Below are 24,241 nucleotides of genomic sequence, written 5' to 3'. Positions count from 1 at the left end.
GGCTCAACGGAACGTGGTCCAGGCCAGTACCGCCGACAGCAGTGCCACCCAGATCACCGCCTTGAAGGTGCCTTCCAGCATGTTGCCGCCGAACAGCAGCTCGAAGAAGGGATTGGGCCTGGAAACCGGCACATGGTCGCTCATCGGAGAAAGATCCTGACAGTGGATGATGGATGCCTGCGCATGCGTGCGCGGGTGCCACTGTAGTACACCCAACGCACCTGCGGGCAGCGGAAGAACATCCGCTTAACAACCCGCGCGCCGATTCGGGTATGTTCGACCCAATGCTGCGTTCAAGGATGATCGATGCTCAAGCGCGTCCTGTTCCCCGTCGTCGCCCTGTTGCTGTCCGCGCTGATCGTCGCGCTGGGATGGCAGAACCGCCAACTCCGGCAGATCAACGAACAGATGGCCACGCAGCTGCAGGACATGCGGCTGGAAGCGCACGGGCTCGACCTGGGCAGCCGCCCACAGACGCTGGCGCTGCGCACTACCCACCAGAGCGAGGTCGCCATCGGTGGCTCGCGCACGGCGCCGCAGATCCTCTACTTCTTCTCCACGGCGTGCCGCTACTGCCTGGCCTCGATGCCGCAGCTGCGGCAGATCGACGCCGCACGCGGCAACAGTGAACTGGTTGGCGTCGGATTGCCTCCCTACGATCAACTGGCCGACTACGCCGGCACGCATGCGCTGCGGTTTCCCATCGCCGTCGACAGCGAAGGCGCCGCGTCCACCCGCTATCGCGCCACGGTCACGCCGATGCTGATGGTGCTGGCCGCCGATGGCAGCGTGGCCTACAAGCACGTCGGCCAACTCGATGACCAGGTCGTGCAGGCGGCCATGAAGTCACTCGCACCGATCGCCGCACTGCCCTGATCCCGATCGCCGCGCTCATCGTCACAGCGCGCTGTCATTGCATTCGCGCCACAACCGGCACTCCGGTGCCTACGGCAACTGCACCACCACAACGTCAACCAAGGAGAGATGCATGATCGGAAAGAAAGTTCTTTCGTCCGTCGCCGGTATCGTTGTTGTCGCTGCCATGGCGTTCGGCGCCAGCCAGGCCTTCGCGGTCTCGCCCAAGACCGGGTATGCACCGGGCTGTGAACCGCACCCGCAGTGCCCGTTCGGCAATTCGGGCAAGCACGGCCAGCTGCTCTGCTGCGATCCGCTGTAATCCACGTTCACACCGACTGTTGGAGATACCCATGATCAGGAAGAAGCTGTCTGCATGGATCGGCGCCGCCGCCGTGGTGGCCGCGCTGTGCTTCGGTGGTGCCCAGGCCTTCGCGGCACCGGCCAAGACCGGATTCGCGCCCGGGTGCGAATACACGCCGGGTTGCCAGTACGGCGGCAATGGCCGCTGGAGCGGTGGCCGCGTCTGCTGCCAGGTGCCCTGAGCAGCGCCACACGCAACGGCCCGGGTTCCAACCCGCCGTGCGTGGATGTGTGATGGCCAACCCGCACCGGCCATTGTGCCGGGCCGCCCTCCGGGGCGGTCCGGTACTTTCCGGTCCCGTTTCATCCTCTCCGGACCGCCTTGGCGCGCGCTTTACCGGCTTTCGTCGCATACCGGTTTCACACGGCAGGACGCGGTGCCACGCTGGGCTCCCTTCTCCGGAGCACCGTGCCATGCCGATGCTTGCCCTGCTGCTGTTGTGCGCTGGCCTGTTCGGCCGCGATGCCGACGTCGGGGATGCGTCCCTGCGCGGCCAGATCCTGCAGGCCGAAGCCGTGCGCAGCGGCGCCCCCTCGACAATGCAGCCGCAAGCGGGCCCGACCGCGCTGCAGCTGTACCGGCTGCGCCAGGACCGGGTGCTGCGTGTCGGCAGCCAGCACCTGCTGGCCGACGCGACCGGGGGCGCACATCGTCGGGCCGGCTCGGCACGCTTCGCGCAGATCTGGGAGCGCGTGGATGGGCACTGGCGGATGCAGCGCATGGTCAGCATCGACGAGTGGGGCGCGCAGCGCTGAGCCGTGGTTGCCAGCGCAGATGCCGGCCACACGCGAAAACGAAAAAAGCCGGCCCCGGGGCCGGCTTCGTCCTGATCCACCGCTGCACCGGCAATGCCGGGAGCCAGGTGGTGGGCGGTACAGGGTTCGAACCTGTGACCCCTACCATGTCAAGGTAGTGCTCTACCGCTGAGCTAACCGCCCATCTTGTTCTTGCCGCCCGAAAGCTGGCCTTGGTACGTAAAAACCCGGCGCCAAGGCCGGGCTTTGCAGGTCACGATACCTCTCTTGCGAGGAGATCGTGGTGGGCGGTACAGGGTTCGAACCTGTGACCCCTACCATGTCAAGGTAGTGCTCTACCGCTGAGCTAACCGCCCGTTTTGCTTCTGCATTTCCGCGATTGCGTCGGTGCAGGCCGCGTATATTACGGATGCGGGCCGTGAAGCGCAACACTTTTGTGAAGATGAGGCTGCCCCGCCGCGTTCAGCCGAGGCTGGCCTCCTTCAGCTGCCGGATCTGGTCGCGCACGCGCGCGGCGTCCTCGAATTCCAGGTCCTTGGCGTGCTGGTACATCTGCTGTTCCAGCGCCTTGAGCCGGGCCGCCAGCTGCGCCGGGCTGAGCGAGCGATAGTCGGCGCCTTCCTCGGCCACGCCTGCCCGGCTCTTGCCCTTGCCCTTCTTGGCTTCCTTCTCGGCTGCATCGGAACGGGCGCCTTCCAGTACGTCGACGATCGGCCGCGCCACCGAGCGCGGCACGACGCCGTGTTCCTCGTTGTACTCGACCTGCTTGGCGCGGCGACGGTCGGTCTCGTCGATCGCCGCCTGCATTGAGCGGGTGATCTTGTCGGCGTAGAGGATCGCCTTGCCGCGCACATTGCGCGCGGCACGGCCGATGGTCTGGATCAGCGAGCCGGTGGAGCGCAGGAAGCCTTCCTTGTCGGCGTCCAGGATCGCCACCAGTGACACCTCGGGCATGTCCAGGCCCTCGCGCAGCAGGTTGATGCCGACCAGCACGTCGAACTTGCCCAGGCGCAGGTCGCGGATGATCTCCACGCGCTCGACCGTGTCCACATCCGAGTGCAGATAGCGCACACGGATGCCATGTTCGGTGAGGTACTCGGTGAGGTTCTCGGCCATGCGCTTGGTCAGCGTGGTCACCAGCACGCGGTCACCGGCCTTGATGCGCTCATTGGCCTCGCTCATCAGGTCGTCCACCTGGGTACCGACCGGGCGGATCTCCACCACCGGATCGATCAACCCGGTCGGGCGCACCACCAGCTCGGTGATCTCGTCACCGGCCTCGCGGTACTCGTACGGCCCCGGCGTCGCCGACACATAGATGCTGCGCGGGCAGCGCTCTTCCCACTCTTCGAAGCGCAGCGGCCGGTTGTCCAGCGCCGACGGCAGGCGGAAACCGAACTCGACCAGGGTTTCCTTGCGCGAACGGTCGCCCTTGAACATCGCGCCGATCTGCGGAATGGTCACATGCGATTCGTCAATCACCAGCAGCGCATCGGCCGGCAGGTAGTCAAACAGGGTCGGCGGCGGCTCGCCGGCATTCTTGCCGGTCAGATGCCGCGAGTAGTTCTCGATGCCGTTGCAGAAACCCACCTCGGCCATCATCTCGATGTCGTACTGGGTGCGCTGGGCCAGGCGCTGCGCCTCCACCAGCTTGTTCTGCGCGTAGAGCTGCTCCAGGCGCTGCTTCAGTTCGACCTTGATCGTCTCGATCGCCGCCAGCACGCGCTCGCGCGTGGTCGCATAGTGGGTCTTCGGGTAGACGGTGAAGCGCTGCATGTTGCGCAGCGTCTCGCCGGTGAGCGGATCGAACAGGGTGATCTTCTCGACCTCGCCATCGAACAGCTCCAGGCGCAGCGCCTCGCTGTCCGATTCGGCCGGGAACACGTCGATCACTTCGCCGCGCACGCGGAACGTACCGCGCTGCAGCTCGTATTCGTTGCGCGTGTACTGCAGCTGGGTCAGGTGGTTGATCAGATCGCGCTGGTCGATACGCTCGCCTTTGGACAGGATCAGGCGCAGCGACAGATAGTCTTCCGGTGCACCCAGGCCATAGATCGCCGACACCGTCGCCACCACGATGGCATCCGGGCGCGACAGCAGGGTCTTGGTCGCCGCCAGCCGCATCTGCTCGATGTGCTCATTGATCGAACTGTCCTTCTCGATGAAGGTGTCCGACGACGGCACGTAGGCTTCGGGCTGGTAGTAGTCGTAGTAGCTGACGAAGTACTCCACCGCATTGTGCGGGAAGAACGCCTTGAACTCGCCATACAGCTGGGCCGCCAGCGTCTTGTTCGGCGCCATGATCAGCGTCGGCTTCTGCACATTCTGGATGACGTTGGCGATGGTGTAGGTCTTGCCCGAGCCGGTGACGCCCAGCAGGGTCTGCTTGGCGATGCCTGCTTCGAAGTTGCTGGTCAGCTTCGCGATGGCATCAGGCTGGTCGCCCGCCGGCGAGTACGGCGAGACGAGTTCAAAGCGGTCGCTCATGGTGTTGCCAGTTCCCGGGAACGACAAGTATACGGGCCAAGGAGTGACGGCCAGCTGAGGGGTTTCCGGGCAGGATGGCGCGGCGATGGCTGATGGCGCCGCGGTCGCCCGGCTGGGACGCTTGAGCCCATGCACTCCCTCCCCGCTCCCTCCCGTTCAGCGCTACGCGGCATGCACCTGCTCGAACTGCTGGTGGTCGTGGCAGTGCTTGCGGTGCTGCTGGCCGCCGGCTGGCCCGCGCTGCAGGAACTGCTGCTGCGGCAGCGAGCGGAATCCACCCGCCTCAGCCTGCAGTCCGGCCTGGCCACCGCGCGCTACCAGGCGATCATGCGGAGGGCACTGATCGGCCTGTGCGCAAGTCCCGACGGGCGCCACTGCGGCGACGATTGGAGCCTGGGCTGGATCGTGTACAGGACCGACGGCCGGCGCCAGCCCCCTTCCTCCACCGAGTCCATTCTGCTGCACCAGTCCGGGCTTTCAAGCGTCAGGATCAGCGCCGCCAGCAGCGCTGGCCGGCCACAGCTCTACTTCCAGCCCGATGGACGCAGCCCGGGTGCGAACCTGACACTGCGCATCTGCGTGGACGACCGTGAGCGCTCCCGGGTCATCGTCAGCAACAGCGGGAGAATCCGCTCGACCCGTAGCAGGGACACGCCACCCTGCTGACAACAAAAAAGGCTTGCGGATAACCGCAAGCCTTTGATGCGTAATACTTGGCGCCCGAAGTTGGACTCGAACCAACGACCCCCTGATTAACAGTCAAGTGCTCTAACCGGCTGAGCTATTCGGGCGGGGAGGCGCATTGTAATCACCTCCAACAGAGAGCGCAACACTCTTGTTCATGGTTGCCACATGCACCTTCTCCACTCAAATCACCAGCAGTCGGACAAGGTGCCCTGGGAGGTCTTCACGTTGGCTTGGTTGAGCGTCAGATCGCCACATTTGTCCTTGGTCTGGGCGTTGGCAGCCTTCGCAGTAAGGGTAAACGCCGACTGCGCGGTCTCCATGGACAGCGTGTAGGCCGCGGTGCCGCCCTCGCGTGGCGAATTGATGGACTCACCTCCACCCGGGAAGGTGAAGCCCACATAGCTGTTGTTGATGGTGTGGTAGCGCTCGGCCAGTTGCGCGTACTCCACCAGATCGGCCTTGGCCTGAGCCCGCCGCGACTTGAGCACATGCGCGCTGTAGTTCGGATAGGCAATCGCGGCCAGGATCGCCACAACCGCCACCACGATCATCAGTTCGATCAAGCTGAAACCGCGGGCCACGCGGCCTCTGGTGAACGGTATACGCATCGCGGTGGCTCCTGAAGGCGGCAAAGAACGCATGTTGATCACTGGATCTGCCTCCACGACTGGCGGCCACATGGGTACGGCAGGTACATCGGTTCCGCACCGGCCACCGATATCTGCATCAGGCAGGCTTCACCCGGCGGCGTCGGCGGCGGGCTTCCCGGCTTGCCTGGGTCCGGCGGCGCAAGGCGAGGCACCACTGAGGTGGTGACATCCCGGACCGGTGCATTGCCGCCGGTTTTCAACGAAACACCAGCGGTGCCGGCCCCGGGCGATTTGCCATCGGGCGAACCGAATCGGACCTGCGACAGTGATGCATCGCCACTGCTGGCCTGGAGGCCGAACAGCCAGTTCGAACCGTCCACCGAGCAGCCCTGCGCCTCGGAAGGAATATAGGTCGGGAAGAACACCACACCGGAAACGATGCGGGGATTGCCGACTGCACGCTCCTTCGCGGCAAGCGTGACCGTCCAACCACGACTCACGGTCGGAGTGGTCCCTGCGGTCAAGGTCCGCACCCCATCGGAGAAACCTGCCGCATAGGTTCGCAGATTGGAGGAGGTCAGCGCGGTCCTGGGCTGACCTGCTTCGATGTCATTGACGCCGTACAGGGCCTGCTGTGCCGAATCGTTCTCGTCGCCATAGTAGGAGAAGCTGCCGGTACCAAAGATCAGCAGCGCGCCGCCTGACGATCCGGTGGTCACGGTCATGCCGCCGGTAATCGGCTGGCGATAGGTGAGCCGGTTGCTGGCGTCAACGTGGGTGTTGGTGGTGAACAACGGAACCGTGGGCGCGACGTTATCGCGCAGGTCGAACTTCCAGATCGCGCCACGCTTGTCGGCTGCGTACACGGTATCGGCCAGCCCATCACGCACCTGCACGTTCTGTCCGGTTCCACCCCAGCGATCGACCACCACAATGTTGCCCAACCCGTTGCTGCCGGACGGCAGGTTGGTGCCCGACTCGACGGCTTCGATCATGCGGATGGTCGGCGCGCTGCCTGCGGCCATGTCGACGACGAACAGCACCGCCTTGCCGCTGCTGCTTTCATAGCCGTTGCCGAAGATCGCCCTGAAGGTGACAGAGCCATCGGCATTTTTCATCGGCACGATCACCGGTTTGCCCAGCACATGGCCGATGTTGGCCCGCACTTCGCTGTCCAGCGCCGAATTCAGATCGCTGATTTCCCACAGCAGGGAGCCAGTGCCACCAAAGCTGCCGGGATCAGACACATCCAGCGCGAACACACTGCGGCCACCCGCACCGGCAGTACCCACCAGCGAAGTGCTCCAGCCAGCGCTGCTGTAGGTATCGCTGACCGTAATCGGGCCATCGACGTAATAGCGATGCTGGAAGCGCTGGGTGTTCTCATTGGTCGGATCGTAGGGCAACAGCAGATTGCCCATATGGCCCAGCGAGGTGGACGGAATATAGGCGAAGAGTTCCTTGCCGCCGTCGCTGTCCAGCTCGCCATCGGCGCCCATTCCACCATCAAACCCGTGCAGCATGCCGTCATTGGCAGCGGCATAGACCATGTAGCGGCGATCATCGCGCTTGGTGGCCATGTACCGGGCATAGGTGCTGCCCGCAGTACCCGGCAGGCGGCGATAGCCGTAATCGTCCAGCGGCGAGCTCAGCACCGGGGTGGACGTAATGATGTCGCCCAGTACCGTGCTGCGGTCACGCAGCTTGCCGCCATTGCGCTTTTCGTTGCCGGTGGCCCCTCGCAGATAGGCCACCGCGGTGGCCGAGTTGGTGGCCAGCGCGGTGATCTCGGATTCAGAGCAGATCTTCATGCCCGGATACAACGAGCCTGACTTGTCACACAGATTGGCCAGGCTGACATTGTTGCCGGTGAAATCCACCAGCGCCCCATTGCGCCAGAAGCGGATGCGACGCGCTGCCGCAGCAGGCATCTGCGCCGAAGCCTCCCACGCCTCCTCAGAAATGATCGCGCGGGTCGTTTCGTCGACCTTCAACTTGAACGCATGCAGCTTGCCGTACCAGTCGGTGCCATTGTTGGTTGCTTCGTAGAACGGCTCAACCGACAGCGAGCCCACGCCGATGCGCGCACCGGTCAACGAACGCGAACCGGACGGCGTGGCGCCTTGGGCGACGTTACTGATGATGCGGCGCATGGCCGCCGTGATATCGCCCGGACGCGTAGCGTTTACCATTTCACCGCGGGTCTCATACACCGCGTTCCACAGCTCATCGACCGCCTCCGGCTTGAGATCCTGCGTCGACGTCGGGAAGCTCGGCTTGTTCACGTAGGGATTGGGGCTGAGTACCCACGGCCGCTTGGGATCGGGCAGATACTTGACACCGAACTCCTTGCCCAGCGTTCCCAGGGTCACGCCATAGAAGTTCATGTGCAGGTGCTTCTGACAGTCCAGCGCCGGGTCTGGATTGGCCCCCTTGCACTCGGAAGGCACCGGCACGGAGTACGTTTCCTTGCTTTCCACCAGGGAATTCTCGTAATACGGCTTCACCAGGTCCTTCATCAACGTCTTGTTGCCGCTTTCGTTGATGTAGCCGTCGGTGAACAACATGCCGGCATTCTTCTGGCACGACAGCAGCACCGGCGCTTTCGCATCGGTGCGCTTGAACTGCTGGCCCAGATAGTCGGCCGCCGATCGATTGGGCGTACTGCTGCTGGCCCGCATGTCCTTCATGATGTCATCGAGAAGCGCCGCCTTCTCATCATCATTGGTCATGTTGTACATCGTGACGTTACGCCGGTTGTTGATACGGAACCAGCCGACGCGCAGGTTGGTCTGGTCATGCAGCGCAGTAGTGGCCGCGCCGATCAGTGATTCACGACGCGTCCGATACAGACTGAACCAGCGAGCGAAGTTACCCATGGCCTCGTTGTACTTGGCCGTATTGTTGCCGAAATTGGCAAGCTTGATTTCGTACTTGTACAAGGTGCCCGGGCGGCCACCCACAGGATTGGTCACCGCCACCGGTGACGCGGTATAGCCATACCCTGCCGGCAACGTTGCCCGATCCGCCAGATAGAACGTAGCGGGGAAGAACACCATGGCCGCACTGCAGCTTGAGGTGAGGGTGACTGCCCTGGAGCCGACTACGCTGAAACTGCCATCGGTCGTGCTGTTGCTGTTGTTCAGATCGCTACAGCGATTGCGTTCGATACGCGTGCCCGGTGGGAGCACCATGCCGCTGTAAAACTGGAAACGCCACGCCACATTGCTGCCGTTGACCACAATGGACGTGCTCGTCGAATCGACGGTCAGGTTCAGCGTACCGGTTTTCAGCGAGAAGGCGCTGCTCGGCCGAGGATCCAGCGGCACACTCTTGGGATCTATACCCGACTTTGGAAAGTCGGCATTGGGTGCCGGAAGGCCCGTCTTCCAGTACGAGTATGTTTCGCGCGGATCGAAGTAGGAGGCGTTGACGTCCGGAGAACGGACGAAACCGTACGCATCCAGCGGCGGCAGCGCCACATTGGAGTCCCGACCGTAGCTTGGAAACACATAGTGATACAGCTGGCCGCCATCAACGTAGCCGTTGGGCTCGCTGCCGGTGTAAAAGCTCCTCCCGCCCCAGCGGTAGACGCCGTCGCGGGTATTGTTCAGTACTTCCCAAAGCATCGACCCGGAATCGTCCAGCGCCATCAGGAACGCCGGGGCCGTCTGCACCTGGATGTTCAGCGGTGCCTGCGCCAGCGTGCCCTGCGCCTGGGCGGCCATCAGGCTGTAGATGAAATAGCCTCCCCCCAGCGCCAGTGCGCCGCCGCCTGCGGCCATGAAGCGGAATTTGCGCGAAGCCATGGCCTGCGTCCTCAGAGTTTGAATACGGTATCGATCACCACCGACGACGAACTCGCATCGGCATCGTCGGTGGCGAACCCGGTGATCTGGTAGATCGGTGTGGTGTCATCCAGCGGTTGCCCCATGTCCAGCGACGACTCGCCGATCACGCAGCTGTCAATCTGGCGCACATTGACGGCCGGCGCGGTCTGGTCGCGGCGATCCTCTGCCCAGCTGGCCGGATCAAAGCCGTCGTCGCAGACCCGCGACACGTCGCCTGACTGCAACAGGCTTCCTTCGCTCACATTTTCACGATTGGCGAGCTGCTCAACCGTGCGCTCGGCCGCACGCACCACGCCTTCCGAATTCTGGAACGCGCGATTGGCCGCCCGGTAATTGGCCGCCATCTTTTCCTGCATGCCAGCCACCTGCATGCCTGCAATGCCCAGCAACGCGAGCAGGATGAGCATGATCAGGGCCACATACAGCACCGCGCCCTTCTGCTGGCGGTGAGCGGTGACAGGTCTGAATGAACGCGGGAAATGAGTCATGGTCAGTTTCCGAACAGGCGATTGCGCAGCGCAATCGACACTTCATAGCTGGAGCGGAAGTGACCGTCGGACTTGTCGCTGTTGGCAAATCCCACGCCAAGTACCGACAGCGCATTGGCGGCCTTGCCCGAGGACGATGGCGACGGGCTGCGCGCCAGCAATCCGACCTGCACCTGCCCCACCCGCAGCCATTGCGCGGCGCCACTGGCGTTGGCCTCCGTGCTGACCCCGCCAGCTGCGGCGAACTCGGTGATGTTGCCCGCCGGCGGTGTGCCAACGCTGATATTGGCGGTATTGTCCAGGCCGTACATGAGCTGCAGGCTTTCGATGCCTTCCACCAGCTCTTCATTGATCGTGTAGGCACCATCGCTGTCGGCGCGTGCTCGACGCAGACCCGGCTGCTTCGTATCCGGGTTGACGCCCACGTAATAGACCATCGACTCGGCACGATAGAGCATGGTCTGCCCGGTCGGTTGCGCCGCGTAACGCGACAGGTCCAACGAGGTCGCCGTTACCCGCGCGTTGCTCAACGAACCTGCAAACACATCGGCGTGCCCGCAATCGGCGATGCCGAACAGGGTGGGCGTACTGACGCCACCACCGGTCAGGCGTGCAACACGGCTGCTGTCCATGTCCAGCAGCGCGTTGCCGCCATCGGCAGAGATCGCGGTCACCGGCACGCCCTCGGGTGCGAAGAAGCGCAACACCAGCACATCACTGCCACCGGCCGGCACCGGGCTCAGCCCGGCAATCGCGGTCGGCAGGCCTTCGGGTGCGGACCAGTCCGCGCCCAGTGTCAGGCTCGCACCCGGTGCCGTGTCGGGAGCGTCGAAGCCTTGGATGGAGACACTGAAATCGAGCGGGCTGCCATCGCCGCTGGTCGCGCCGAGATGCGACACCGGATCGCCCTGGTTCTTCACCACGTGGGCCTGATCATTGACGCAGCCCATGTGCCCGGCCATGCGGATGTCGCGCTCAAGAAAATCCAGCGCGAAGCGCGCGTTTTCCTGAACCCGTGAGGCGCCTTCGGACAGCCGTGAAGCGGTCTGCGAAGCGATGAACACCTGGACCACTCCCAGCATCAGCACCAGACTGATCACCAGCGCGACCATCAGTTCGACCAGCGACAAACCCGCCATGGCGGTACGGCGGCTCATGTACATGCTCACAGCTCCGTTGCCAGCGCGAAGGTGGTGGCCTTGTCCGGATCATCCGGATCCCAACGCTGGTCACCCCAGGTGATGGCCACATTCACCACGCCACCGTTGTAAGTCACCTCGGCGCCGGCATCATCCCCCAGCGCCTTGACCACTTGGCATTGCCAACGCTCGATCTTGGCGGCGATGGCCACCTCCCCCGTGTCGGCATCGCAGGCCGTCGCCGCGCTCTTGCTCCCGGCGGCGAAGGAAGCCCCCGTGTACCAGGCCGCCTGGTAGCGGTTGCTGCGCATCTGCTCAGTCAGGTCATAGGCCAGGTTGGTGGCTTGGGTGCGGTAGTTGGCACTCTGCACGAAGCGGACGTTCATGGTCTGCAGCAAGGCGAAGCCAAGCAGCCCGAACGCCAGCACGATGATGGCGATCAGGACCTCCAGCAGGGTGAACCCGCCGGCCTGCCGTGCGCGGATGGATCGGGACTTCATGGGCAGGCTTCCTTGGTGCTGCGGATCTGCCCGGAGGCATTCACGGTCAATGTGCGCTTGTGCAGCGCGCCCTTGCTGCAGACATCAGGCTCCAGGCGCAGCTCCTGATCGCTGCTGGCCCTGCGCCGGCCACGACCATCGAACGCGATGTCTTCGGACGGCCCGTTGATCACCAGCTTTGAATTGCCGCTGACGAAACGAAGGACGGTCTCGCCGGAAGACAATGCACCGTCACCATTGGTATCGGCGAAGGCCAGCATCCCGCCGGACCAGTTGCCATCGCAGTTGGTGCCATCGTTGCTGCCGCACACACCGCCACCGCGGTTGCTGCGGATTGCTTCGCTGCGGGCCAGGCTCAGCAAGCCCAGGATTTCATTGTTGGTCGAGGTCACACGGCTCGAGCGCAGGGTTCCCTGGAAGCTTGGGAACGCGATCGCGGCGAGGATCGCGATCACCGCGACGGTGATCATCAGCTCAACCAGCGTGAAGCCGTTTTCCCGGCGCAAAGACATTGGACGCTCCCCAGCGTGTTGAGGGCCACGATGGGCCATCGCCCCGCCACCGGCAAGCGGTGGCAGGATGAACGGTCAATCCAGGGCGACGGGCGTCAAAGGGTTGACAGCCCCTGCCCTGTTGGCCACCCGCGACGGGGGCCGGAGCCCGATGGCATCCGACCCCCGGCCGGTCAGGCCAGCACCTGGTAGCAGGGCTGGTATTCGCCGGAAATCTTCATCCGGCGCTGCTCGACGAAGGCGCGCAGCAGCGCGTCCAGGGCCTGCATCATGTCGGTGTCGCCGTGGATCTGGAACGGACCGAACTGCTCGATGCGGCGCATGCCATCTTCCTTCACGTTGCCGGCCACGATGCCCGAGAACGCCCGGCGCAGGTCGGCCGCCAGCGCGTGCGGCGCACGCCCGTGGTGCAGGTCCAGCGCGGCCATCGCCTCGTGGGTCGGCACGAACGGCTGCTGGTATTCCCACGGAATCTCGATCGACCAGTTGAAGAAGAACGAGTCCTTCTGCGCCAGGCGATGCTCGCGCACGCGCTTGATGCCAGTGGCCATCTTCTTCGCCACCGCGACCGGATCACCGATGATGATCTCGTAGCGCTCTGCCGCCTCGTCACCCAGGGTCAGGCGGATGAAGCGATCGATCTGCTCGAAGTACGGCGCCGCCACGGTCGGTCCGGTCAGGATCAACGGGAACGGCAGGTCCTTGTTCTCTTCGCGCAGCAGGATGCCGAGCAGGTACAGGATCTCTTCGGCGGTGCCGACGCCGCCGGCGAACACGATGATGCCGTGGCCGATGCGGACGAAGGCCTCCAGGCGCTTCTCAATGTCCGGCATGATCACCAGGTGGTTGACGATCGGGTTCGGTGACTCGGCGGCAATGATGCCCGGCTCGGTCAGGCCGATGTAGCGCGTCACGGTACGGCGCTGCTTGGCGTGGGCGATGGTGGCGCCCTTCATCGGGCCCTTCATCGCGCCCGGGCCGCAGCCCGTGCAGATGTCCAGGCCGCGCAGGCCCAGCTCGTAACCGACCTGCTTGGTGTACAGGTATTCATCGCGCGAGATCGAGTGGCCGCCCCAGCACACCACCAGGTTCGGGTCGCCCGGGTTGAGGATGCGCGCGTTGCGCAGCAGGCCGAACACCGCGTTGGTGATGCCTTCGGACGACTCCAGCTCGGCCGCATAGGCCGGGCCCATCTCGATGGCCATGTAGGCCAGGTCGCGCACCACCGCGAACAGCAGTTCGGCGACGCCGCGGATGATCTCGCCATCGACGAAGGCCATCGCAGGCGCGTTGACCAGGTCGATGCGCACGCCGCGATCCTGCTGCGCCACCTGGATGTCGAAGTCGGGGTACAGATCGCGCGCCGCGCGCGGATCGTCAGAGGCACTGCCGCTGGTCAGCACTGCCAGCGCACAGCGGCGCAGCAGCTCGTGCATGCCGCCCGCCGAGGCATCGCGCAGGCGCGCCACTTCGGCGCGCGACAGCACGTCCAGCCCGCCGCGCGGGTAGATCCGCGCATCCTGCACCGGCAGCGCACGGGCTGCTTTTTCGTTCGTGGTCATATCCAATTTTTCGCTTCCTTCAAGGTTTCCGACTGTACTGCCGCCCCCTTAAAAAGCAAAACGGCCGGGAAACCCGACCGTTGGATATGTGCCGCCCGTGATCACCTGTCTGGGACCGCTTCGGCGGCATGGGCGCCGCGCACATTTCTGGACTCTACGCCGATGCCAGGCCACCTGCAAGAACTTTCGCCTGAATGGAAAACGGCCGGGTTTCTCTGGCCGTTTCCACTTACATCATCAGGTTCCGAAGGATCAGAACTTGTACTTCAGGGTCAGCTGCATCGACCAACGCGACACGCCGGTGTTGCCCTTGTCGTTATTGTTTTCCTGGAACGCAAAGCGCTACGGCCGGTTGTCCAACAGCGAACACTGGTTACCTGTATAAGTTGGCGTTGGCGCGATTGGAACGGCGGCGTAAGGATCGACGATCTCCCAATCCTCTTCCCCTTGATTGTAGCCATAGGGATAGTGATACCAAACTGACAATCTGACGGGCGACCCAATGGGCGCACCCTCCGCTCCGAGTTGGTACCACCACAGGCGCTCGCCAATCGGAAGCGAGGTGTACCACTCAAGCACTTTTCCGTACCGCTCCTGAACCGGAAGTCTGCAATCCACAAGAACAAATGCAAACCTGTCTTGCTCCGGATTTGACCCTGTCGTGGAGCCACTACCTCCACCGTGGCCTGGACAATATGATGGATTGCACCAAGGGTCCGTACCGATCTGAGTCACATCGCTGGAGGCAGAGGCCGTCTGCGCACCGAGTGACATTCCAAAGACGATGGTACTGATGATTACTCCTATCTTCATCTTCAATCTCCTTCAGTGAGTACCCACGAGTCAGTCAAAAAATTGCTGGACGCTCTACTAGCTTTTCGTCCTCAAGAGTTTTGACCCATTCATGAAGTGGACCGACTCCATTGCAGGTCAAGTTCAAATAGAGCTCATACGATCTTTCCAGAAAGTCCTGCATCGGACTCACCTGCGTATCCGCCAAAAGGTTCACCGCCACAACCATGTCGTGCTGTGCCACCTTCAGATAAAGCGCGAAGAAGGACAGAAACTGACTTCCGCTTCCTGCTGCCGCAGCCAAAATCAATGCCCGCATTGTCCTTCCGTTCCCGTCTTCGAACGGGTGAAGCATTGTCATCATGAAAACAACAAGCATGACCCGCCCTTGCAAATTCAGGCGGTCATGTATCTTTTTGAGCACTTTGATGTGAGCTTCGACGTCAATTCGCGAGGCAATGATGGCGTGGGGATCTCCCGGTCTACCCACCCAAATTCGATCAGTTCGAAAATTGCCAGATCTGGCAGCATCCGGCGCAGCCGCCGAATGCAAGACTCGCAGTTGCGGAGAACCAAACCCCCTCTTTGCCGACTTCTGGCAAGCCTTCGCGAATGCGGCACCTCGGCGGCACCTGAGAAACCCAGCAGAATCAGAGCGACATTCCGGGCAATAGCGAAATCTGCAATTCGCCACGCGGGAGCACAACGCATTGAAAGACGCGTAGTCGTCAGCAGCCGGAGCATCAACTGAAAAGTTCACGCGCGAAAGCAATGCAAGCGCTTCCGACGGCAATCCATACATAGCCTTCAATGGCCGCTCCGCTCAGTGTCCTTCCGCATTTGTATCAGCAGAAGCCATCCATTTCTGCGATGAATCTCACAGAGAAGAGCCAACAAAAGAAAACGGCCGGGTTTCCCCGGCCGTTTCCACTTACATCATCAGGTTCCGAAGGATCAGAACTTGTACTTCAGGGTCAGCTGCATCGACCAACGCGACACGCCGGTGTTGCCCTTGTCGTTGTTGTTTTCCTGGATGGTCGGGTTATCGGTGCTGCCGGTGAAGTTGTAGATGTACTTGCCGGTCGCCGGGTCGATACCTGCGTAGCTGGCCACGCGGGCGGTCGAGTTGAAACCGTAATCTTCGATGCGGCCCCACTTCTTGTTGAGCAGGTTGCCGACATTCATGATGTCCAGCGCCAGCTCACCCTTGTGCTCCTTCACGAAGCCCGGGAATTCCTGGGAGATGTGCAGGTCGAAGCTGTTGACCCACTTGGTGCGGAAGGCGTTGGCCGGGGCGATCTGACCCTGGTACTTCGCCAGCTGCGGATTGGCGGCCAGCCAGTCGAAGAAGGCCTTTTCCATCGTCGCGCCGCCAGTGAACTTGACGTCGCCCGGGCCGTTCGGCACGTAGAACAGGTCGTTGAAGTAGCCGGCGCCGGTGGTAGCAGCGGCGTCGCCGTTCATGTCGTTGTAGTAGATGTAGCTGAACGGACGACCCGAACGGCCTTCATAGAACAGGCCCACGGTGGTGTTGTAGTTGCCGAAGAACGCCTTCTTCCAGTTGATCGAACCGGTCACGCGGTCCTTGATCGCATAGCGCGAGTCATAGGCCACGTTCTCGTTGGCGGTACCGATCAGGGTGCTGCCCCAGTTGGAGGTGTTCTGCGAGCTGGTCAGCGGGCTGACTTCCTTCGCGGCGGTGTAGGTGTAGGCCAGCGACCAGCCCCAGTTCTCGGTCAGCGGCTTGTTCAGGCCGGCGGTGAACTGGCGGCTGCTGCCCTTGTCGGTGTTGCGCATCAGCAGCACGTCGCCCATGTCGTTCGGACGGTTTGCCTTGCCCTCAACACGCCGGCCATTGGTGGCGGTCTGGTTCTGCTGCACCGAGCAGTTGGTCGGAGATGCGGCCAGGCCCACGCACGGCAGATAGCCTTCCGGGTTCCAGTACAGCTCGCGACCGTCCTGGCCGATACGAGTGTAAGACGGGCCACCGGCGTTCTTGTACAGGTCCAGGCGCTCGAAGTAGATGGCGCTCTTGACCTTGGTGTACAGGAACTCAGCCGACGCGACGATGCCGTACCACGGCAGTTCGTGGTCGAAGGCGATGTTCGACTTCCACACCGACGGCAGCTTCAGGTCCGGCGCAGCGATGTCGACGTTCTGGCGGGCGCCGGCACCGGTGGTCGGGATGTACGGCGGGTTGGTGTTCGGGGTGAAGAACGAAGCCGCCGGCGAGTTGATCGTGTACTCGGTGTAGTTCAGACCGGTGTTCTGGTAGGCACCGGCCAGCCACACGTTCGGGGCTGCGCCGCCGAACAGGCCCACGCCGCCGCGCAGCTGGGTCGGACGCTCACTGTCGAAGGTGTAGTTGAAGCCGAAGCGCGGCTGCACCAGCTTCTGGTCGGGCAGCTTGGTGTTGTCGTAGCCGTACAGCTCCATGATGCGCGGGTTGTACAGGCGCTGGGTGCTGAAGTCCGGCATGTCGATACGGACACCGCCCTGCACGGTCAGGTTGCTGTTGACCGCCCAGCTGTCCTGGATGAACACACCGGTGTTCTTCAGCGTGTACTTGGCCGGGATGTCGTCGTAGCTGCCGCCTGCACGCGGGGCACGCACGATGTACTGGTTGATCTTGCCAGCGGCGAAATCGTTGAGGTTGTTGAACACGTACACGCCGTTGATGTTGCGGCCGTAGTAGTTCATCAGGTCATTGTCGGAGTAGTCGAAACCGAACTTGACGGTGTGGTCGCCGATGTACCAGTTGGCGGCACCGAAGGCGCTCAGCTCCTTGCTCTCGACCGCATTGACGTGCGAGTTCTGCTCGGTACCGAAGTAAAGCGAGTTGTTGGCGCTGCCACCGAAGCCACGGACCTGGATCTGCGGCAGGCTCGACGGGGTGGTACGGACCGAGGTGTATTCCTTGTGCGAGATCTTGAACTCGGTCGAGAAGTTCTCGGACCAGTCACTGAACAGTTCGCCCATCCAGGATTCGTAGGTCTTCGGCTGCTGGTACCAGAAGGTGCTCAGCGAGATCGCGCTGTTGCTGATCTGCGGGAAGCGGACGACGTTCTGCTCGAGCTTGTTGTAACGCACCGCGGCGCGGTGGTTCTCGTTGATGTTCCAGTCGATCTTCAGCGCGTACTCTTCCACCTCGGTCTTGTTGGCCGGGCGATTGAGCGAACCAGCGTCGAAGCCGTAGCCGGTGGCGATCTGCTGCGCACGGGCGATGTCGGCATCGGTGATGTTGCCCTTGCCGTACGGCGAATCGGTCAGGCTGACGCCCGGAGCCGAACGCTCCATCTTCTCGTAGTTGGCGAAGAAGAACAGCTTGTCCTTGACGATCGGGCCGCCGAAGGTCATGCCGTAGGTCTTCTCGTCGTCGAAGCCGTTGAAGCGGACGCCTTCAAGCTCCTTGCGGACCATGTCCTTGTCGCGGTACGCGTAGTACACGGTGCCGCCGAAGTTGTTGGTACCCGACTTGGTCACCGCATTGATCACCGCACCGGTACCACCGGCGATGGTGGTGTCGTAGTTGGCGATGTCGATGTTGATTTCCTGGATCGCATCCATCGACACCGGCTGACGCTCGGTCGGCAGGTTGTTGGATTCCAGGCCGAACGGGTCGCCCGCGCCGATGCCGTCGATACGGATGGCGTTGTAACGGGTGTTCTGGCCACCGACCGAGATCGCGCCGTCAGCCTTGCTGACCTGCGAGATGCGCGGATCCAGGCGGATGTAATCCTGGATGTTGCGGTTCACCGACGGCAGCGACTCCAGCGTCTCACGGTTGACGTTGGTACCGGTACCCATCTTGTACGCGCTGAACAGATCGCTGCCCACGGCGGTGGCGACAACGTTCACAGCGTCCAGGTTGGTGGCAGCCAGGTCACCGCCCAGGTTGGCGTTGACGGTGTTGACCTGGTTCAGGTTCAGGTAGACACCTTCTTCGGTCTTGGTGCCAGCACCCGGCTTGGTGATGGTGATGGTGTACGGACCACCCACGCGCAGGCCGCGCGCGTTGTAACGACCCGACGCATCGGTCGTGGCGCGCGAAACGGTGCCCGACTCGGTGTGGGTGATGGTGACTTCAGCGCCGGCGACAGGCTGGCCTGCGGCGGACATCACCTGGCCGCCGACACCAGCAGAGGTGCTCTGGGCGAAGGCGGGAGCGGCGGCAAGTGCGGCCACGAGACCAAGGGTGAGCTTGGACATCCGGAGTGGGTGGGTCATTTTTCGGTAGCCTCGATGCGAGTTGGCGATGGCGGAAAAAAAGCGCATCCAAACAGCCCTGCGGGTGGCTGGTCGGAGAGTTATCTGGGGTTCCCTACCGTTTGGCTGAAGCTGGCCACAACGGTTAACACTAGATTAACACGCTACGCCATCAATGTGACGGTTGTGCGACAAACGGCACCCGATCGCAACGCAATCGTGACGGGTTCTTCACTCCGTCTTTCCCCGGGACTCACGCCCGGGGCGGCATCCCGCTTGCATCGAAAATCTGCCCCCGCCAGGCCTGGCCGGCCCTGGACAGCAGGGTCACGGCGGCGGCGGCCGCCTGCTCCGGGCCTTGCGCGGCCGGGTCCTGGTCGACGGAATAGGCACGGGCGCGCAGGGCGGTGCGCAGCGGTCCCGGGTACAGGCCACTGACACGGACCGGGCTGCGGCCGAGTTCGTCATGCAGGGTGGAGATCAGGCCACGCAGGCCATGTTGGGCAACTCCATAGCCGCCCCAGTAAGCCTGCCCGACCCGTTCCGGCGCATCGACCGCGAACACCAGGGCTGCGTCCTCGCGCTGCCGCAGCAGCGGCAGGCAGGCCTGGGCCAGCCACGCCGGGGCGGTGAGGGTGATATGCACGGCACGGGCGAAACTGGCCGGGTCGGCCAGCTCGAACGGGGTCAGGCCGGGGAAATGGGCCGCGCAGACCAGCAGGCCATCCAGCCGCCCCAGCTCGCGCTGCAGGGCCTGGGCCAGCTCGGCATAGTCGTCGGGGCCGGCCCCCTCCAGATCCAGCGGGTACAGCAGCGGTTCCGGGCCCACCGCCTGGACCTGGGCGTAGACGCGATCCAGGCGGCGTGGCTTGCGGCCCAGCAGGACCACGGTGGCTCCGGCCGCTGCTGCAGCAACGGCCGCAGCACTTCCCAGCCCGCCGCCTGCGCCGGCCACCAGCACCACGCGATCCTGCAACGGCAGGCCATCGAGCGCCCCGTCGTTCGGTGACGTCGATGGCCAGGCACTCATCCCTGGGTCGCCTCTTCGACGATGCGCTTGAGCTCGCCGGCCTCGAACAGTTCCAGCACGATGTCGCAGCCGCCGATCAGCTCACCGTTGATGAACAGCTGCGGGAAGGTCGGCAGGTTGGAGAAGCGCGGCAGGTTGGCACGGATTTCCGGCTCTTCCAGCACGTTGACCGTGCGCAGGCTGGCAGCTCCGGCGGCCAGCAACGCCTGCACGGCGCGGCTGGAGAAGCCGCACATCGGGTATTGCGGGGTGCCCTTCATGAACAGCACGAGCGGGTAACGATCGACCTCGGCCTGGATTTGCTGCATTACCGCCACAACCACACTCCTTGCTTCGCCGGACAAACCGACCGTGATGGTCGGCTAGACTGCCCACGGTAGCCGTCATTGTAAGCGGATGGAACCGGCTGCCGCCGCCCCCACTGGCCACGAACCTGTCCATGCCCGTCGAATTGCCTGCCCTGCCCTACCTTCCCGGCTCCCTGCAGCCGCACCTTTCCGCGCAGACCGTGGAACTGCACCACGGACGCCACCACCGCGCCTATGTCGATGCGGTCAACGCCGGCATCATGGGCACCGAGTGGGAAGAAGCGTCACTGGAAGAGATCGTCCGCCACGCCCAGGGTGCGCTGTTCGATGCCGCCGCGCAGGCCTGGAACCACGGTTTCTACTGGCAGTGCCTGCGTCCGCGCGGCGGCGGCGAGCCGCAGGGCCGGCTCGGCGAACTGGTCAAGCGCCAGTTCGGCGACGTGCACCGCCTGCGCGAGGAGTTCAACCGCACCGCGCTGGGCGTGTTCGGGTCCGGCTGGGTGTGGCTGGTGCAGCATCCGGGCGGCCAGCTGGGGCTCCAGGCCACCCGCAACGCCGGCACTCCGCTGACCGGACAGAGCACCCCGCTACTGTGCTGCGACGTGTGGGAGCACGCTTACTACACCGACTACCAGAATGATCGCGCACGCTATCTGGAGGCGTTCTGGCACCTGGTCAACTGGGAATTCGCCGAGAGCCAGCTGCGCTGAGCACATCCGCCGGGCATGGCCCGGCGGCACGCTGGACATCACGTGCTTTCGTGCGCGGCCACCGCGTCCATCACCCGTGCCGAATACACCAGCGCCGCGCCGGCGTTGAGCGAGACTGCCACCCCCAGCGCTTCGGCGATTTCCTCCCGGCTGGCGCCCTGCTTCAACGCGGCATCCACGTGCACGGTGATGCAGCCATCGCAGCGGGTGGTGACCGCCACCGCCAGCGCGATCAGCTCGCGGGTCTTGGCATCCAGGTGGTGGGTCTGGGCGCCCGCGTTGGCCAGCGTGGCGTATCCCTTCACCGTATCCGGCGAGAGCTTGCCGATCTCGCCGATGCGGCCCTTCAGTTCCTTGCGGTAGGCATTCCAGTCGAGCATGGTCGTGACTCCTGTGAAAGGAGCTCCACGCTATCACCGCACAGGCTGCGCCAATGCCTGCACTGGCGCGCCACAACGTTGCACAGGTGACGGGGGGGGGGCCGGCCGCTGGCCGGCACCCCTTGCTCAGCGGTGGCGCAGCGCGTGCACCGCCGGCGCCACCTGGGCCTGACGATCCAGCTCCAGTCCAACCTGGTCCAGCGCATCGGCCAGTGCAGCGGCATCGTCATCGCGCAAGGTGGCGTGGCCGACCTTGCGGCCTTCGCGCGGCTCCTTGCCGTAGTCGTGCCAATGGCCGCTGGCCTGGCCCAGCACCGGCGCCGGGTCCGGCATCGCGCCCAGCCAGTTCAGCATGCAGGCGTGGCCGAGCATGCGGGTATTGCCCAGCGGCAGGCCCAGCACGGCGCGCAGATGGTTCTCGAACTGCGAGGTCTCGCTGCCTTCGATGGTCCAGTGGCCGGAGTTGTGCACGCGCGGCGCCATCTCGTTGGCCAGCAGTTCGCCGTCGCGGCAGAACAGCTCCAGCGCGAACACGCCCACATACTGCAGGTGTTCGGCGACGCGGCGGGCATAGCCGATCGCAGCCTGCTGCTCGGCATCGGACAACACGGCCGGGGCAACGCTGGCTGACAGCACGCCCTCGACATGCCAGTTACCGGTGACCGGCCAGGCCTGGAAGCTGCCATCGCGGCCACGCACGGCGACCACGCTGACCTCGCGCTGGAAGGCTACGAAGCCTTCCAGGATCAGACCGGTACGCTCGACCTGTGCGCCCAGCGCCTCCCACGCGGCGTCGATATCGGCGGCGCTGCGCAGGCGGAACTGCCCCTTGCCGTCGTAGCCGAGGCGTCGGGTCTTGAGGATGCACGGCAGGCCGAATTCTGCCGCCTTCGCCGCCAGCTCGTCGCGGCTGCGGATGTCGGCGAAGGCCGGCAGCGGAATGCCCAGCTGCTGGAACAGGGTCTTCTCGCTCAACCGGTCCTGGGCCACGGCCAGTGCGGCCGGCGGCGGATAGACCGGCACGCGGTCGGCCAGGAACTGCGCGCTGTCGGCGGGCACGTTCTCGAAATCGAAGGTGACCACATCGACCTTGGCCGCGAACTCCGCCAGTGCCTGGCGATCGTCGAAGGCGCCGACGGTGAGCGGCGCCAGCGGGCCGCTGCAGGCGTCAGGCGCCGGGTCGTACAGTTCGAAGCGCAGCCCCAGCGGTGCGCCCGCCAGTACCATCATGCGGGCGAGCTGGCCGCCGCCCAGGATGCCGACGGTCAGGCTCATTGGCGCGGATCGTCGTGGGCCATCACGTCTTCGGTCTGGCGTGCCCGGAAGGCGTCGAGCGCCTGGCCGATCGCCGGCTGGTCGCTGGCCAGCATCGCCGCGGCGAACAGCGCGGCGTTGGACGCACCGGCATTGCCGATGGCGAAGGTGGCCACCGGGATGCCGGCGGGCATCTGCACGATCGACAGCAGCGAATCCATGCCGTTGAGGGCCTTGGACTGCACCGGCACGCCCAGCACCGGCACCGCGGTCTTGGCCGCGATCATGCCCGGCAGGTGCGCGGCCCCGCCGGCACCGGCGATGATCGCGCGCAGGCCGCGCGGGCCCGCCTGCTCGGCGTAACTGAACAACACATCCGGCGTCCGATGCGCGGACACCACCTTCACTTCGAACGGAACACCCAGGGCTTCAAGCTTCTGGGCGGCGTGCTGCATGGTTTCCCAGTCGGAACGGGAACCCATGACGATGCCGACAAGCGGCGCGATCGGGTTGGGGGTCATTGGCCGTCACCTGCCTTAAAGACGTATTCTAGCCGTCTTCCACGCAAGACGAAGAACCATGGATCGCAAGCTGCTCGACCTGCTGGTGTCGCCGGACACCCGCCAGCCCCTGTCCCTGCTGGATGGCAAGGGCCTGGACGCCCTCAACAAGGCCATTTCCGCCGGTGCGGTGACCAAGGCCGATGGCAACCCGCTGGCGCAGCCGCTGCGCGAAGCGCTGGTCACCCGCGACCGCAAGCAGGTGTTCCGCGTCGACGACGGCATCCCGGTGCTGCTGGCCGAGGAAGCCATCCCGACCGCCCAGATCGCCGACTTCCCCGCCGCATGAGCACCCTGCCGACGCCGGATGCGGCCGTGGTCGCCGCCGATGTCGCGCGTGCGCTGGCCGAAGACCTGGGCAGCGGCGACGTCACCGCCGCCCTGCTGCCCGACCAGTCCGACAGCGCCTACCTGCTGTGCAAGCAGGATGCGGTGATCGCCGGCCGTCCCTGGTTCGACGCTACCCATCGCGCGCTCGACCCGGACGTGCGCATCGAATGGCGCATTTCCGAGGGTGATGCGGTCGCCGCCGGCACTGTGCTGGCTCTGTTGCACGGGCGCAGCCGCAGCCTGGTCAGCGCAGAGCGCACCTCGCTGAATTTCCTGCAGACGCTGTCCGGCACCGCCACCACCACCGCGCGCTACGTGGCCGCGGTGGCCGGCACCGGCACGCGCATCCTCGACACCCGCAAGACCCTGCCCGGCCTGCGCCTGGCGCAGAAGTACGCGGTGCGCTGCGGTGGTGGCGAGAACCATCGCTTCGGCCTGTACGACATGGTGATGCTGAAGGAAAACCACATCCGTGCCGCCGGTTCGCTGCCTGCGGCAGTGGTGGCCGCACGCCGGCAATGGCCCGCGCTGCCGCTGGTGGTCGAGGTCGAGGATCTGGCGCAGCTGCGCCAGGCCCTCGAAGCCGGTTGCGAGCGCATCCTGCTGGATGACTTCAGCCCGGACCTGCGCCGCGAAGCGGTGCGCATCACGGCCGGCCGCATTCCGCTGGAAGTCTCCGGCAGCGTCGGCCTGGGCGGCCTGCGCTCGATCGCCGAAGACGGCGTGGACTGCATTTCCATCGGTGGCTTGACCAAGCATGTGCAGGCCATCGACCTGTCGCTGAAGCTGGGCCCGCCGCCAGGTTGAGGCCTGCAGGACCTTGTTGCAGAGCCGGGCCTGCGCTCGGCTGCTTCTCGATGTGCGGCGCGCCCTGCACGCGC

At 64.3% G+C, this 24,241-nt stretch carries 24 protein-coding genes and 3 tRNA genes; 8 read left to right on the top strand and 19 right to left on the bottom strand.

The genetic code is table 11. The features are described from left to right. Positions 1 to 3: 3 nt before the first annotated feature. The gene (locus tag QZ853_RS04005; protein ID WP_005408867.1) at positions 4 to 144 is read right to left on the bottom strand and encodes a hypothetical protein; all 141 of its coding nucleotides are present in this window, start codon (positions 142 to 144) and stop codon (positions 4 to 6) included. 162 nt (positions 145 to 306) lie between these two features. On the opposite strand from QZ853_RS04005, the gene QZ853_RS04000 reads away from it, so the two are divergent. From QZ853_RS04000 to QZ853_RS03985, 4 genes are all read left to right on the top strand, one after another. Continuing rightward, positions 307 to 876: a TlpA disulfide reductase family protein gene (locus QZ853_RS04000; RefSeq protein ID WP_295570913.1), complete on the top strand. Its 570-nt coding sequence runs from the start codon at positions 307 to 309 to the stop codon at positions 874 to 876. Between the two features lie 112 nt (positions 877 to 988). Beyond that, positions 989 to 1,177: a hypothetical protein gene (locus QZ853_RS03995; RefSeq protein ID WP_295570911.1), complete on the top strand. Its 189-nt coding sequence runs from the start codon at positions 989 to 991 to the stop codon at positions 1,175 to 1,177. A 31-nt stretch (positions 1,178 to 1,208) separates the two neighbouring features. Next, the gene (locus QZ853_RS03990) at positions 1,209 to 1,400 is read left to right on the top strand and encodes a hypothetical protein (protein ID WP_295570909.1); all 192 of its coding nucleotides are present in this window, start codon (positions 1,209 to 1,211) and stop codon (positions 1,398 to 1,400) included. A 232-nt stretch (positions 1,401 to 1,632) separates the two neighbouring features. Then, complete coding sequence (locus tag QZ853_RS03985; protein WP_295570907.1) at positions 1,633 to 1,974, top strand: hypothetical protein; 342 nt, start codon at positions 1,633 to 1,635, stop codon at positions 1,972 to 1,974. Between the two features lie 108 nt (positions 1,975 to 2,082). On the opposite strand, the gene QZ853_RS03980 is transcribed toward QZ853_RS03985, so the two are convergent. From QZ853_RS03980 to uvrB, 3 genes are all read right to left on the bottom strand, one after another. Continuing rightward, positions 2,083 to 2,157 (bottom strand) — tRNA-Val (locus tag QZ853_RS03980). Between the two features lie 98 nt (positions 2,158 to 2,255). Continuing rightward, positions 2,256 to 2,330: transfer RNA gene (locus tag QZ853_RS03975), tRNA-Val, on the bottom strand. A gap of 106 nt (positions 2,331 to 2,436) precedes the next feature. Next, complete coding sequence (uvrB, locus tag QZ853_RS03970) at positions 2,437 to 4,461, bottom strand: excinuclease ABC subunit UvrB (RefSeq protein WP_295570905.1); 2,025 nt, start codon at positions 4,459 to 4,461, stop codon at positions 2,437 to 2,439. 171 nt (positions 4,462 to 4,632) lie between these two features. Between uvrB and QZ853_RS03965 the strand changes: the two genes are divergently transcribed. Further along, the gene (locus tag QZ853_RS03965) at positions 4,633 to 5,127 is read left to right on the top strand and encodes a GspH/FimT family protein (protein WP_295570903.1); all 495 of its coding nucleotides are present in this window, start codon (positions 4,633 to 4,635) and stop codon (positions 5,125 to 5,127) included. A 48-nt stretch (positions 5,128 to 5,175) separates the two neighbouring features. Here QZ853_RS03965 and QZ853_RS03960 read toward each other — a convergent pair. The 12 genes from QZ853_RS03960 to grxD all read right to left on the bottom strand — a co-directional run bounded on the left by QZ853_RS03960 (position 5,176) and on the right by grxD (position 20,135). Continuing rightward, positions 5,176 to 5,252 (bottom strand) — tRNA-Asn (locus tag QZ853_RS03960). Positions 5,253 to 5,333: 81 nt separating this feature from the next. Further along, positions 5,334 to 5,756 (bottom strand): type IV pilin protein, encoded by a 423-nt coding sequence (locus tag QZ853_RS03955; protein ID WP_295570901.1) that lies wholly within the window; start codon positions 5,754 to 5,756, stop codon positions 5,334 to 5,336. Between the two features lie 38 nt (positions 5,757 to 5,794). After that, positions 5,795 to 9,547, bottom strand: coding sequence for a PilC/PilY family type IV pilus protein (locus QZ853_RS03950; RefSeq protein ID WP_295570899.1), 3,753 nt, complete (start codon positions 9,545 to 9,547; stop codon positions 5,795 to 5,797). A gap of 11 nt (positions 9,548 to 9,558) precedes the next feature. Then, positions 9,559 to 10,077 (bottom strand): PilX N-terminal domain-containing pilus assembly protein, encoded by a 519-nt coding sequence (locus QZ853_RS03945; protein ID WP_295570898.1) that lies wholly within the window; start codon positions 10,075 to 10,077, stop codon positions 9,559 to 9,561. A gap of 2 nt (positions 10,078 to 10,079) precedes the next feature. Next, positions 10,080 to 11,240 (bottom strand): PilW family protein, encoded by a 1,161-nt coding sequence (locus tag QZ853_RS03940; RefSeq protein ID WP_295570896.1) that lies wholly within the window; start codon positions 11,238 to 11,240, stop codon positions 10,080 to 10,082. A gap of 2 nt (positions 11,241 to 11,242) precedes the next feature. Next, complete coding sequence (gene pilV / locus QZ853_RS03935; RefSeq protein WP_295570894.1) at positions 11,243 to 11,716, bottom strand: type IV pilus modification protein PilV; 474 nt, start codon at positions 11,714 to 11,716, stop codon at positions 11,243 to 11,245. After that, positions 11,713 to 12,228, bottom strand: a complete 516-nt coding sequence (locus QZ853_RS03930) for a GspH/FimT family pseudopilin (RefSeq protein WP_295570892.1) — start codon at positions 12,226 to 12,228, stop codon at positions 11,713 to 11,715. The genes pilV and QZ853_RS03930 overlap by 4 nt, the downstream gene beginning before the upstream one ends. Before the next feature lie 173 nt (positions 12,229 to 12,401). Further along, positions 12,402 to 13,790 carry a nucleotide 5'-monophosphate nucleosidase PpnN gene (ppnN, locus tag QZ853_RS03925; RefSeq protein WP_295570890.1) on the bottom strand — a complete coding sequence of 463 codons (1,389 nt, stop codon included), beginning with the start codon at positions 13,788 to 13,790 and terminating at the stop codon, positions 12,402 to 12,404. An 847-nt stretch (positions 13,791 to 14,637) separates the two neighbouring features. Beyond that, a complete protein-coding gene (locus QZ853_RS03920) occupies positions 14,638 to 15,384 on the bottom strand; it encodes a Fic family protein (protein ID WP_295571137.1) in 747 nt (248 codons plus the stop codon). A gap of 152 nt (positions 15,385 to 15,536) precedes the next feature. Further along, positions 15,537 to 18,809 (bottom strand): carboxypeptidase regulatory-like domain-containing protein, encoded by a 3,273-nt coding sequence (locus QZ853_RS03915; RefSeq protein ID WP_295570888.1) that lies wholly within the window; start codon positions 18,807 to 18,809, stop codon positions 15,537 to 15,539. Positions 18,810 to 19,041: 232 nt separating this feature from the next. Further along, on the bottom strand, positions 19,042 to 19,818 hold the full coding sequence (locus tag QZ853_RS03910; RefSeq protein WP_295570886.1) for an SDR family NAD(P)-dependent oxidoreductase: 777 nt from the start codon (positions 19,816 to 19,818) through the stop codon (positions 19,042 to 19,044). Next, positions 19,815 to 20,135, bottom strand: coding sequence for a Grx4 family monothiol glutaredoxin (grxD, locus tag QZ853_RS03905; RefSeq protein WP_197584104.1), 321 nt, complete (start codon positions 20,133 to 20,135; stop codon positions 19,815 to 19,817). Before grxD ends, QZ853_RS03910 begins: the two co-directional genes overlap by 4 nt. A gap of 122 nt (positions 20,136 to 20,257) precedes the next feature. On the opposite strand from grxD, the gene QZ853_RS03900 reads away from it, so the two are divergent. Next, complete coding sequence (locus QZ853_RS03900) at positions 20,258 to 20,836, top strand: superoxide dismutase (RefSeq protein WP_295570883.1); 579 nt, start codon at positions 20,258 to 20,260, stop codon at positions 20,834 to 20,836. Between the two features lie 38 nt (positions 20,837 to 20,874). Here the strand turns inward: QZ853_RS03900 and QZ853_RS03895 are convergent, their stop codons facing one another. The 3 genes from QZ853_RS03895 to purE form a co-directional block, all read right to left on the bottom strand. Then, entirely contained in the window at positions 20,875 to 21,216 is a 342-nt protein-coding gene (locus tag QZ853_RS03895; protein ID WP_295570882.1) for a carboxymuconolactone decarboxylase family protein, read from the bottom strand. A 126-nt stretch (positions 21,217 to 21,342) separates the two neighbouring features. Next, on the bottom strand, positions 21,343 to 22,491 hold the full coding sequence (locus QZ853_RS03890; protein ID WP_295570879.1) for a 5-(carboxyamino)imidazole ribonucleotide synthase: 1,149 nt from the start codon (positions 22,489 to 22,491) through the stop codon (positions 21,343 to 21,345). Then, a complete protein-coding gene (purE, locus tag QZ853_RS03885; protein ID WP_005412808.1) occupies positions 22,488 to 22,991 on the bottom strand; it encodes a 5-(carboxyamino)imidazole ribonucleotide mutase in 504 nt (167 codons plus the stop codon). The genes QZ853_RS03890 and purE overlap by 4 nt, the downstream gene beginning before the upstream one ends. Positions 22,992 to 23,049: 58 nt before the next feature. Here purE and QZ853_RS03880 point away from each other — a divergent pair, with 58 nt between their 5' ends. Together QZ853_RS03880 and nadC are read left to right on the top strand one after the other, a co-directional pair. Continuing rightward, the gene (locus QZ853_RS03880; protein ID WP_295570877.1) at positions 23,050 to 23,319 is read left to right on the top strand and encodes a Trm112 family protein; all 270 of its coding nucleotides are present in this window, start codon (positions 23,050 to 23,052) and stop codon (positions 23,317 to 23,319) included. Further along, positions 23,316 to 24,167, top strand: coding sequence for a carboxylating nicotinate-nucleotide diphosphorylase (gene nadC / locus QZ853_RS03875; RefSeq protein WP_295570875.1), 852 nt, complete (start codon positions 23,316 to 23,318; stop codon positions 24,165 to 24,167). The genes QZ853_RS03880 and nadC overlap by 4 nt, the downstream gene beginning before the upstream one ends. Positions 24,168 to 24,241: the final 74 nt, after the last annotated feature.

It is taken from the genome of uncultured Stenotrophomonas sp., assembly GCF_913778665.1.
Classification (GTDB): domain Bacteria; phylum Pseudomonadota; class Gammaproteobacteria; order Xanthomonadales; family Xanthomonadaceae; genus Stenotrophomonas.
Note: the sequence above shows the minus strand (reverse complement) of the source record. Positions and strands in the feature narration are given on the sequence as shown.

Bases quoted from the DNA above. Each gene is read 5' to 3' on its own strand.
- QZ853_RS04005 (WP_005408867.1), bottom strand. From the start codon at position 144: ATGAGCGACCATGTGCCGGTTTCCAGGCCCAATCCCTTCTTCGAGCTG.
- QZ853_RS04000 (WP_295570913.1), top strand. From the start codon at position 307: ATGCTCAAGCGCGTCCTGTTCCCCGTCGTCGCCCTGTTGCTGTCCGCG.
- QZ853_RS03995 (WP_295570911.1), top strand. From the start codon at position 989: ATGATCGGAAAGAAAGTTCTTTCGTCCGTCGCCGGTATCGTTGTTGTC.
- QZ853_RS03990 (WP_295570909.1), top strand. From the start codon at position 1,209: ATGATCAGGAAGAAGCTGTCTGCATGGATCGGCGCCGCCGCCGTGGTG.
- QZ853_RS03985 (WP_295570907.1), top strand. From the start codon at position 1,633: ATGCCGATGCTTGCCCTGCTGCTGTTGTGCGCTGGCCTGTTCGGCCGC.
- uvrB (WP_295570905.1), bottom strand. From the start codon at position 4,461: ATGAGCGACCGCTTTGAACTCGTCTCGCCGTACTCGCCGGCGGGCGAC.
- QZ853_RS03965 (WP_295570903.1), top strand. From the start codon at position 4,633: ATGCACCTGCTCGAACTGCTGGTGGTCGTGGCAGTGCTTGCGGTGCTG.
- QZ853_RS03955 (WP_295570901.1), bottom strand. From the start codon at position 5,756: ATGCGTATACCGTTCACCAGAGGCCGCGTGGCCCGCGGTTTCAGCTTG.
- QZ853_RS03950 (WP_295570899.1), bottom strand. From the start codon at position 9,547: ATGGCTTCGCGCAAATTCCGCTTCATGGCCGCAGGCGGCGGCGCACTG.
- QZ853_RS03945 (WP_295570898.1), bottom strand. From the start codon at position 10,077: ATGACTCATTTCCCGCGTTCATTCAGACCTGTCACCGCTCACCGCCAG.
- QZ853_RS03940 (WP_295570896.1), bottom strand. From the start codon at position 11,240: ATGTACATGAGCCGCCGTACCGCCATGGCGGGTTTGTCGCTGGTCGAA.
- pilV (WP_295570894.1), bottom strand. From the start codon at position 11,716: ATGAAGTCCCGATCCATCCGCGCACGGCAGGCCGGCGGGTTCACCCTG.
- QZ853_RS03930 (WP_295570892.1), bottom strand. From the start codon at position 12,228: ATGTCTTTGCGCCGGGAAAACGGCTTCACGCTGGTTGAGCTGATGATC.
- ppnN (WP_295570890.1), bottom strand. From the start codon at position 13,790: ATGACCACGAACGAAAAAGCAGCCCGTGCGCTGCCGGTGCAGGATGCG.
- QZ853_RS03920 (WP_295571137.1), bottom strand. From the start codon at position 15,384: ATGTATGGATTGCCGTCGGAAGCGCTTGCATTGCTTTCGCGCGTGAAC.
- QZ853_RS03915 (WP_295570888.1), bottom strand. From the start codon at position 18,809: ATGACCCACCCACTCCGGATGTCCAAGCTCACCCTTGGTCTCGTGGCC.
- QZ853_RS03910 (WP_295570886.1), bottom strand. From the start codon at position 19,818: ATGAGTGCCTGGCCATCGACGTCACCGAACGACGGGGCGCTCGATGGC.
- QZ853_RS03900 (WP_295570883.1), top strand. From the start codon at position 20,258: ATGCCCGTCGAATTGCCTGCCCTGCCCTACCTTCCCGGCTCCCTGCAG.
- QZ853_RS03895 (WP_295570882.1), bottom strand. From the start codon at position 21,216: ATGCTCGACTGGAATGCCTACCGCAAGGAACTGAAGGGCCGCATCGGC.
- QZ853_RS03890 (WP_295570879.1), bottom strand. From the start codon at position 22,491: ATGAGCCTGACCGTCGGCATCCTGGGCGGCGGCCAGCTCGCCCGCATG.
- purE (WP_005412808.1), bottom strand. From the start codon at position 22,991: ATGACCCCCAACCCGATCGCGCCGCTTGTCGGCATCGTCATGGGTTCC.
- QZ853_RS03880 (WP_295570877.1), top strand. From the start codon at position 23,050: ATGGATCGCAAGCTGCTCGACCTGCTGGTGTCGCCGGACACCCGCCAG.
- nadC (WP_295570875.1), top strand. From the start codon at position 23,316: ATGAGCACCCTGCCGACGCCGGATGCGGCCGTGGTCGCCGCCGATGTC.